The organism is Micromonospora phytophila (assembly GCF_023656545.1).
GTDB classification, from domain to species: domain Bacteria; phylum Actinomycetota; class Actinomycetes; order Mycobacteriales; family Micromonosporaceae; genus Micromonospora; species Micromonospora phytophila.
In genome coordinates this window covers 1-8421 of the sequence record NZ_JAMOKF010000243.1, presented here as the reverse complement: position 1 = coordinate 8421, position 8421 = coordinate 1, and the positions used below count along the sequence as shown (strand labels likewise).

Annotated in this window: 7 protein-coding genes; 4 read left to right on the top strand and 3 right to left on the bottom strand. The window is 71.5% G+C overall.

The window, feature by feature from the left end; translation table 11 throughout:
• Positions 1-54: 54 nt before the first annotated feature.
• A complete protein-coding gene (locus NCC78_RS23115) occupies positions 55-1035 on the bottom strand; it encodes a helix-turn-helix transcriptional regulator (RefSeq protein ID WP_250797012.1) in 981 nt (326 codons plus the stop codon).
• A gap of 90 nt (positions 1036-1125) precedes the next feature.
• Here NCC78_RS23115 and NCC78_RS23110 point away from each other — a divergent pair, with 90 nt between their 5' ends.
• Entirely contained in the window at positions 1126-1542 is a 417-nt protein-coding gene (locus tag NCC78_RS23110) for a VOC family protein (protein WP_250797007.1), read from the top strand.
• A 96-nt stretch (positions 1543-1638) separates the two neighbouring features.
• Positions 1639-2211 carry a YdeI/OmpD-associated family protein gene (locus NCC78_RS32590; RefSeq protein WP_372495185.1) on the top strand — a complete coding sequence of 191 codons (573 nt, stop codon included), beginning with the start codon at positions 1639-1641 and terminating at the stop codon, positions 2209-2211.
• Positions 2212-2454: 243 nt separating this feature from the next.
• On the opposite strand, the gene NCC78_RS23100 is transcribed toward NCC78_RS32590, so the two are convergent.
• Entirely contained in the window at positions 2455-3861 is a 1407-nt protein-coding gene (locus NCC78_RS23100; RefSeq protein ID WP_250797006.1) for an alpha/beta hydrolase family protein, read from the bottom strand.
• A 79-nt stretch (positions 3862-3940) separates the two neighbouring features.
• Positions 3941-4423: a DUF1579 family protein gene (locus NCC78_RS23095; RefSeq protein WP_250797005.1), complete on the bottom strand. Its 483-nt coding sequence runs from the start codon at positions 4421-4423 to the stop codon at positions 3941-3943.
• 134 nt (positions 4424-4557) lie between these two features.
• Here NCC78_RS23095 and NCC78_RS23090 point away from each other — a divergent pair, with 134 nt between their 5' ends.
• Both NCC78_RS23090 and NCC78_RS23085 read left to right on the top strand, forming a co-directional pair.
• Positions 4558-7272, top strand: a complete 2715-nt coding sequence (locus NCC78_RS23090; protein ID WP_250797004.1) for an ATP-binding protein — start codon at positions 4558-4560, stop codon at positions 7270-7272.
• Positions 7273-7590: 318 nt separating this feature from the next.
• Positions 7591-8241, top strand: coding sequence for a LysE family translocator (locus NCC78_RS23085; protein ID WP_250797003.1), 651 nt, complete (start codon positions 7591-7593; stop codon positions 8239-8241).
• Positions 8242-8421: the final 180 nt, after the last annotated feature.

Genomic DNA, 8421 nt, shown 5'->3' with positions numbered 1-8421 from the left:
GCCGGCCGATCGGTCGTCACACCCTTCCCAGGGCCGGCTGCCGGCGGTCGGCCGTCACCGTCCGCCGGTGGCCGGGTCGTCGGCCGGGCGGGCGGTGCGGTAGCGGGCCGCGAGCTCGGCGCCGATCCGGGCCAGCTCGGCCTTCACGGACGGCGGCTCGAGCACCTCGATCATCGCGCCCCACCCGGCGAGGTGCCGGGCGATGTCCAGCGGGGTCGGTGCGGCCAGGCGGACCCGGGCGCGCCCCCGGTCGGGCTCACCGTCGAGGTGGCAGTGCCGCCCGAACTGGTCACGCAGCACGGGCAGGAACCTGGCCTCGACGAGCACCGTCGCCCAGGTGCGGGAACGCCGCCGCACGACCTCGCCGACGACCTGCTGCCACGCCGCGGCGAGCGCGAAGTCCTCCGGGCGCGCGGCGGGCTCGTCGGTCGGCTCGGCCTTGATGATCCGGTCGACCCGGAAGGTCCGCTGACCATTCCCGGTCCCGGCGAGCAGGTACCAGATCTCGTCCTTGTCGACCAGGCCCCACGGGTCGACCAGTCGTTCGGTCCGCTCCCGCGCGCTGCTGGCGTAGGTCAGGCGGACCTTGCGCCGGCGGACCACGGCGGCCTGGAGGAGGTCGACCATCTCCGGTCGGCCGCGGTCCCGCTCGCCCCACCGGGTGGGGTCGATCATGGTGGCGCCGGCGGCGGCCTCGGCGTCGGCCCGGAAGGTCTGCGGCAACGCCCGGACGAGCTTGCGCAGCGCCGCCCTGGCCTCCGCCGAGACGGCCGCGGCGGGACCGACGAGCAGGAACAGGGCCTGCGCCTCGGTCGCCGACAGGCCGGTGAGGTCGGTGCGGGCGCCGCCGACGAGCGACCAGCCGCCGCCGCGACCGGGCTGCGGGTACACCGGGATGCCCGCCGCCGACAGCGCCTCCAGGTCACGGCGGGCGGTGGCGACGGACACCTCGAGCTCGTCGGCCAGCTCCGCGGCGGTCACCCGTCCCCGTGCCTGGATGAGCAGGAGGACGGCGACGAGGCGGTCAGCGCGCATGCCCCCAACCTCTCCCACAAAGTGCTCAATTGGTGAGCACTTTAGGTCGGAGGATGGTTCCTGTCACCAACCGGAGGAAGGGAACCACCCATGTTGCGAGGACTCACCACCGTCAGTTTCTTCGCCGACGACCTGACGGCCGCCGGGAAGTGGTACGCCGAACTGCTCGGCACCGAGCCGTACTACGTGCGCACCGTCGAGGGGGTGCCCGCGTACATCGAGTTCCGCATCGGCGACTACCAGCACGAACTCGGCTTCATCGACCGTCGCTTCGCCCCGCACGGCCGCTCGGACACCGCCGGGGGCGCGGTGGTCCACTGGCACGTCGACGATCTGCAGGCCAGCTTCGAGCGGCTGCTGTCCCTCGGCGCGACGGCGTACCAGGAGCCGGTCGAGCACGGCCCCGGGTTCGTCACCGCCTCCGTGGTCGACCCGTTCGGCAACATCCTGGGCGTGATGTACAACAAGCACTACCTGGAGATCCTCCAGTCGCGGACGGGGGCGTGAGGTGAACACCCTGCTCGCGAGCACCACCACCGAGTGGCGGGCCTGGCTGGCGCCCTCCGGTTCAGCCCGCGCAGCCCACGCAGCACGTGCAGCGGGGTGAACCGGCAGCGCGCCGCGAAGATGACCGGGCTGGGCCTGATGACCGGGCACGGCGCGGCCCTGATCGAGTTGGCCCGGGCCAACGGAACCTGGCAGGTCCTGCCCGACGCGGAGAGCGCCGCCGTACTTGAGGATCTGCGGGAACCGCTGGAGCGCAACGAGGCCGCCCACCGGAACTTCCAGAAGTTCCCGCCGTCGTCGAAGCGGTTGATCCTGGAGTGGGTGGCGACGGCGAAGCGAACGGAGACCAGGCGGCGGCGGATCGCCCGGACGGTGGAACTCGCGGCGTTGAACATCCGCGCCAATCACCCCGGGGTGCGGATGCGCGGCATCGCCGTCGGCGACAACCGGCCGGCGGGCCGTTCGTACTGCAACGGCAGTTGTGGATGTCCTGTAGTGCATGATGTCTGCCGTGACGACGGGCAGAGATCGATGCCTGGGCGGCGGGGTTGGATCGGTTGCACGCGCGGATCACGGGCCGGTTCCGGCGGGCCGAGCCGCGAGCTCGGGTGCGGCAGTACCGGCCCGCCCAGTGACCGATCTCGTGGGCGAGGAGCCACTTCCGGGTGACGCGTCGAAGTCCTTCTGCTCGGCCTTCTGCAGGGTTGTTGCGGCCAACGCCGGGCCGCGGGTGATCAGTACGCTGCCGATCTTCCCGCGACCGCCGGTCCAGCGCCGGTGTGCCCTACGTGGCGGCCGGGTACACCATCGTCGAGAACTCGGCAGGATTGCCGGCCAGGGCTGGTGCTTGGCTCGGCCAGCGCGCTGTGCCGGCACCCCTCGGTGCCGGCACAGCCTTTCTGGGGGCGGGGTTCAACGGGACGGACGTAGCCAGGTCGGCGGGTCGTGGCGGGTGAATGCCGACGGCATGGTGGCCTCCTGCTGGCTGAAAAGGTCGTGGACGGTGTGGTACTCCGGGTCGAAGGCGTTCGCGGCGGCGTTGAGCTGGTCGGGTTCGGTGCTGGGCCAGCGATCTGTGTCGATGCGTGCGATCAGTGTCCGGAGGGTGGTGATTTCCTCGGCCGCGCTGAAGGCGCAGTGGCTGCCGCGGTTGATGTAGAGCTGGCGTATCCGGGCAGGGTCGCCGGAGCGGCGGACCTGGGTGGCGTACCAGCGTTGCTGGTCGACGACGGCGCCGCCGTCCCCGGTGCCGTGCAGGGTGATCACCGGGGCGGGCGTGCGGCCGGTGGGCACGGCGGATCGGTACATGTAGCGCACGGCAACCGGGTCCGGGGCGATGCGCGGCGCGGCCGCGAGCCTGGCCAGGTCGGCGTTCAGGTCGAGCTTGGCCTCGCGGTACGCCTGCTCGACGAGGTCACGCTGCGCCGAACGGGCGAGTTGGTGGTCATAGTCGACCCCGACGTTCCACGAGGGGTTGCCGCCGGCTCGATGTTCCAGATCGGTGCGGGCGGTGGGTCCCATGCCCCACAGGTAGGCACCGACGATCCACGTCGCCTGCGCGGTGATCCGGTCGATCGGCTCGGTGGGGCGGGGCTGGTGCGCGGACAGCCAACCGGGAATGTTGCCCAGCGCCCCGGCCAGCGCCAGCCTGGCTCGCCCGTCGGGCGTGGCCGCCGCGTGCATGGCGGCCTCGATCAGCGCATCGCGGCTGCCGTCCGGGTCGCTGGCGTCGACCAACTCGACGTCGGGTGCGGTCGGGAGCAGGGTCTTGATGGTGAACGCCAGGTCCAGTGCCATGTTCCAGGTGCCGTTCTGGTCCAGATCGGCACACTGGGCCAGTACGCCGGCGAATCGGTGCGGGTGGCGTTCGGCCAGTTGTACGGCGATCCCGCCGCCCATTGACGCGCCGCTGGATATTGTTCGGTGCGGCCGTCCCACGTTCCTGGAGAACCAGTCCAGGAGTGCCATTTGGTCGTTCAGCGCGTCCTCGACCGCGTACCCGGTGCTGCGGTAGTTCGACGCGGCCAGCGCGTAGCCGTGTTCCAGTAACCAGGTCTGGGTCTGCGGGCGGGTCGCGAGCGCTATCTGGTTGGCAGGCGCTTGCGGCGTTCCCGGTGGTAGGTAGCCATGGCTGTAGAGCACCAGGGTGCCGTTCCACCGCCGCGGAACCTCCGCCCGGAAGGCGGCGCCGTCGAGAGTGCCGGTGTGGGTGCCTGACTTCGCCGGCTCCGCCGCGGCGGCGACGGCCGCCTGGCCGGCGGCCAGCACCCCGAACAAGACCGATCCGATGAGGATGGTCCGCCTGAGCTGGGTGTTCATCGTTCTACCCTTCGGTTGGGAAGCGGGGTCCGGGTGGTCGGCGCGGGATCCGCGCCGACCACCCGGTTGTACGGATTGCCTACGCGGACCTGGAGAGCAGGTAGGACATCATCGGCAGCCAGGTGCCGTCGCCGGTTGGGATGTCGGAGTCGACGGTGATGGTGCCGTCGCCGTTGGGTCGGCGGGTGATGCGGGCGGGTCCGGTGACCACGAGAGCGTCGCCGTCGAAGCCACCGGAGTAGTGGCTGTTGGCCGCGTCGTACGGGCCGAGGCTGTTGAAGAAGTGGGTGCGGTACTCACCGGCTGCGGGGTCATAGTCCAAGAACTCGTAGCCGGTGTCGCGGACCTCGTGGCCGCCGACCTCGAAGCGGGTCTCCCAGCGGTGGAGCAGGAAGAAGCCTCCGTCGAGCCATTCGCAGGTCTCCCAGCCGGTCACCTCGGTGGCCGGACCCATCGGGCCCGGGACGGTTGAGCCGGCCAACGTCCACGTGCCGACCAGAAAGCTCAGACGTCCGAGGGCCGGGTCCGGCGTGGGCATCTGAAACTCGGCGTTATCCGACATGGTGTTCTTCTCCTTGATTGGTGTTCCTGTCTGCTGACAGCCTGCGCCGCCCCGGGGCGGCCGGGCATCCGTGCTGATCACGTGTCCGGTACGCGGGGACCACGTGTCAGCCAAAGGTCGGTGATGATGTTGCGATGACCGTTGACCGGGTTGAGGTGTCGGAACGTGAGGTAGAGGTACTGGTGGCGCTGCGGGACCACCTGTCCAACGCGCGGATCGCGAGCCGTCTGCACATCTCGGTACGCACGGTGGAGGGCCACGTGTCCTCACTGCTGCGCAAGTACGGCGTGGCTGATCGACGGGAACTCGCGGCCCTGGCGGTGACAGTCGCTGACGGCACCGGTCCGGCGGTGGGGCAGTTGGCGGGGATTCCGATCGCCCGCACCACGTTCATCGGGCGAGGCGAGGAGCGCGACGGCCTGGTGGCCGCCCTTCAGGACAGCCGGTTGGTGACGTTGCTGGGCCCCGGCGGGGTCGGCAAGACCAGGCTGGCGGCGGCGGTGGCCGAGGCGGCCGCGTCGTCGTTCCCGTTCGGTGGGGCGTTCGTCGACCTGGTCCCGGTGCGCGACGGGTTCGTGGCACAGGCCGTGGCCACCACGCTAGGGGTGAGCGAAGGACCCCAACTGCCGCTCGTGAACGCCATCATCGAGCGGCTGGCCCGGGGCCGGTCACTGTTGATTCTGGACAACTGCGAGCACCTGCTCGAAGCCGCCGCCGCTTTCGTCGACCGGGTGTTGTCCGCGTGTCCCACCGTCACGGTGTTGACCACCAGCCGTGAGCGGCTCGGCCTGCCGGGGGAACGGGGCGTGCCGGTCGCGCCGCTGCCGTTGGGCTCCGACGCCGAGACGCTCTTCTGCCAGCGCATCGAGACCGCTGACCCGGGCGCCCGCTGCGATCCGGATGTCGTCGCGGACCTGTGTTCTCGCCTCGACGGGCTCCCGCTGGCTATCGAGCTGGCCGCCGCCCGGTGCGCCTCGCTGGGCGCCGCGGGCCTGCTCGCCGGCCTTGGCGACTATCTACGGCTGCTGGCCGGCGGCCGGGGGACGGCCGTACGGCACCGCTCCTTGCGTGCGGTCATCGACTGGAGCCACGACCTGCTCGACGATGAGGAACGCACCATGTTCCGGCGGCTCAGCGTCTTCTCCGGTGACTTCGATCTGGAGGCGGTCACCGCGGTCGCCGCCAACGGCGATCCGGCGGCAGCCGCCGATATTCTCGGCCGTCTCGTCGACAAGAGCCTCGTCACCGGCCGGGCCGGCCGGTGGCGGCTGTTGGCGACGGTCCACGCCTTCGCCGCCGAACAACTCGGTCACAGCGCCGAGGGCGCCGTCGCCAGGGGACGGTATCTGGACTGGGCCGCGACGACGGCGGACGCGTTGCAGAATCGGCTCGACCAGCGATGGCACGAGGACTTCGACGCCGTCGCCGACGACCTGCGCGCGGCCCTGCGCGGTTGCCCACCCGGTCCGGACTCGATGGCCCACCGACTGGCCCGGGCCCTGGGGCAGCTCACCTTCGCACGGCGGTTCCTGACGGAATCGATCGACCACTACCAGACCGCGGCGCGACATGCCCGCACACCCGCCGACGCCGCCCGCGACCTGTGGACCGCGGCCAACTGCACGTCCGCCCGCTACGCTGGTCAGCCGGCCTTCGAACTGCTCCTCGCCGCCGCTGAACAGGCTCGCACCGCCGGTGACGCCAGCATGCACGCGATCCTGCTCGCCGCCGCCGTCACCATGGCGACGAGGAACACGGGATGCTTCGACGTCGAGGTGCCACACGATCGGCTGCGCCGCCTACTGGACCAGGCAACCGCCGAGGGTGACCCGCGTGATGCCGTGGTCGCCGCCCACCTGGCGGCCGCGGCCGCCTGGATCACCGATTCTCGGAAGTACAGCCCCGACCCGGTGCTAGCCGAGACCGCGGTGACAGCCGCCCGCGCCACCGGCGACCCGGTACTCCTGAGCGCAGCTCTCGACGGAGTCGTTGCCGCGGCACGTGCCGCCGGCCGGCATCGGGACGCGCACCGCGTCAACGGAGAACGACTGGCCCTACTCCCCCTGATGTCCCGCCACGATCCACGCGCGGCTCCCGAAATCCTCGACACCTACCAGGCCGCGCCGAGTATCGCCCTGGAAATCGGTGACCTGGCGACCGCGCTCTCCGCCGCCCAGTTGGCGATGGACGACGACGTGGTCGGCGACTCGTGTCTTTCCGCCGCCAAACTGATCCCGCCGCTGGTCCTGAGCGGGCACTTCGCACCGGCGCTGCACCTCGCTGACTCGGTGTGGGATCGCTGGACGCGGGACGGCCGGCCCGTGCTGGGGGAGTTGTCCCCGGCGATGGCCGCCATCGCCCTCGTGCACGGACTCTGTGGCGACGTCCCGAAATCCGAGCTGTGGCGCGCCCGCGCAAGCCAGGTCAGGGGATCGGTCGTGCTCACCCACTCGACGTTTCTGACGTTCGTCGAGGCCCGCCTCGGCGTCCACACCGGCCGGTACGACGGTGTGGAGCCGCTCCTGACCCTGGCTTTCACCGACGCCCCCTGCGGGACCTCGGCCTACGCCCGCGCGGCAGCCGCCGAACTCGCCGTCGTGCTCGGTCTCCCCGACGCCGCCGAATACGTGACAGCGGCGGCCCGCACGGCGCCGGAGAACGACTGGGTCACCGCCTGCCTCGATCGCGCCGCCGGCCGGCTCCACGGCGACATTGCCGCCCTCACCGCTGCCGTCAGCGGATGGGAACGCATCGGAGCACGCTACGAACGAGCCTGCACCCTGCTTCTTATCCCTGGCCGAGAAGTCACCGGCCGAAACGAACTCGCATCCCTGTGCCGGGACACCTGACGGGACAGGGACTCGGCGGCGGCCGCTACCAGCACGCGGTTACCGAGGTGCTCGCCGCGCTGGCCGGGGTCGCCCGGCGCGCGTCACCGCATGCCGCACCGAGGAGCACACCCGCAGCCCGGTCGCTTTGGATCGCGTCCAGCGGCACAGTCGCTGTCATCAAATCCCCCACCGTCGGAACGCGCACGTGTGGCGTCTTCACGAGCCGCTTGAAGGCACCACCTAGGGCTAGGCGAGGCGGCCGGATCCGGGCCGCCCTACGCCGGCGACGGGCGGCCGGCGTAGGGTCGGTGACGGGCGACGGGGAGAGCGGGGATCATGGTCGGTACGGCTGCGGTGGTGGGGGTCGCGCTGGTCGCGCTGGGGCTGGTGCTGACCCCGGGCCCGAACATGGTCTACCTGGTGTCCCGGTCGGTGACCCAGGGCAAGCGGGCCGGGATGGTCTCGCTGCTCGGCGTCGCCGCCGGCTTCGCGGTCTACCTGGCCGCCGCCGTCGCCGGCATCGCCACCGTGTTCGTGCTGGTGCCCGCGCTCTACACGGCGGTCAAGCTGGCCGGAGCGGCGTACCTGCTCTGGCTGGCCTGGCGGACGCTGCGCCCCGGCGGGCACTCGCCGTTCACGCCGGCGCCGCTGCCGCCGGACCCGCCGCGGCGGCTGTTCACCATGGGTCTGGTCACCAACCTGCTCAACCCGAAGATCGCGATCCTCTACGTGTCGCTGCTGCCGCAGTTCATCGACCCGGCGCGGGGCCACGTCGCGGCGCAGAGCCTGGTGCTGGGGCTGACCCAGATCGCCGTGGCACTGTCGGTGAACGCGCTGATCGTGCTCACCGCCGGCACGCTCGCCGGGTTCTTCGCCCGCCGGCCGCTCTGGCTGCGGGCGCAGCGGTGGCTGATGGGCACCGTGCTGGCCGCGCTGGCGGTGCGCATCGCCGCCGACCGCTCCCGCGCCGCCGTCGCCACGCCCTGACCGGGCACCGCACTAGACTTCCGCCTCGATGGACGTCCAGCCCGCCCCCGCCGACACCCGCCCCTGCGCCCACTGTGGACGTCAGGTGCCGCAACGCGTCGGCGCCGGCCGGCCGTTCCGCTACTGCCGGGACAACGACGGGGCCTGCCAGCGGGCCTCGCGCAACAGTCGGATGCGTCA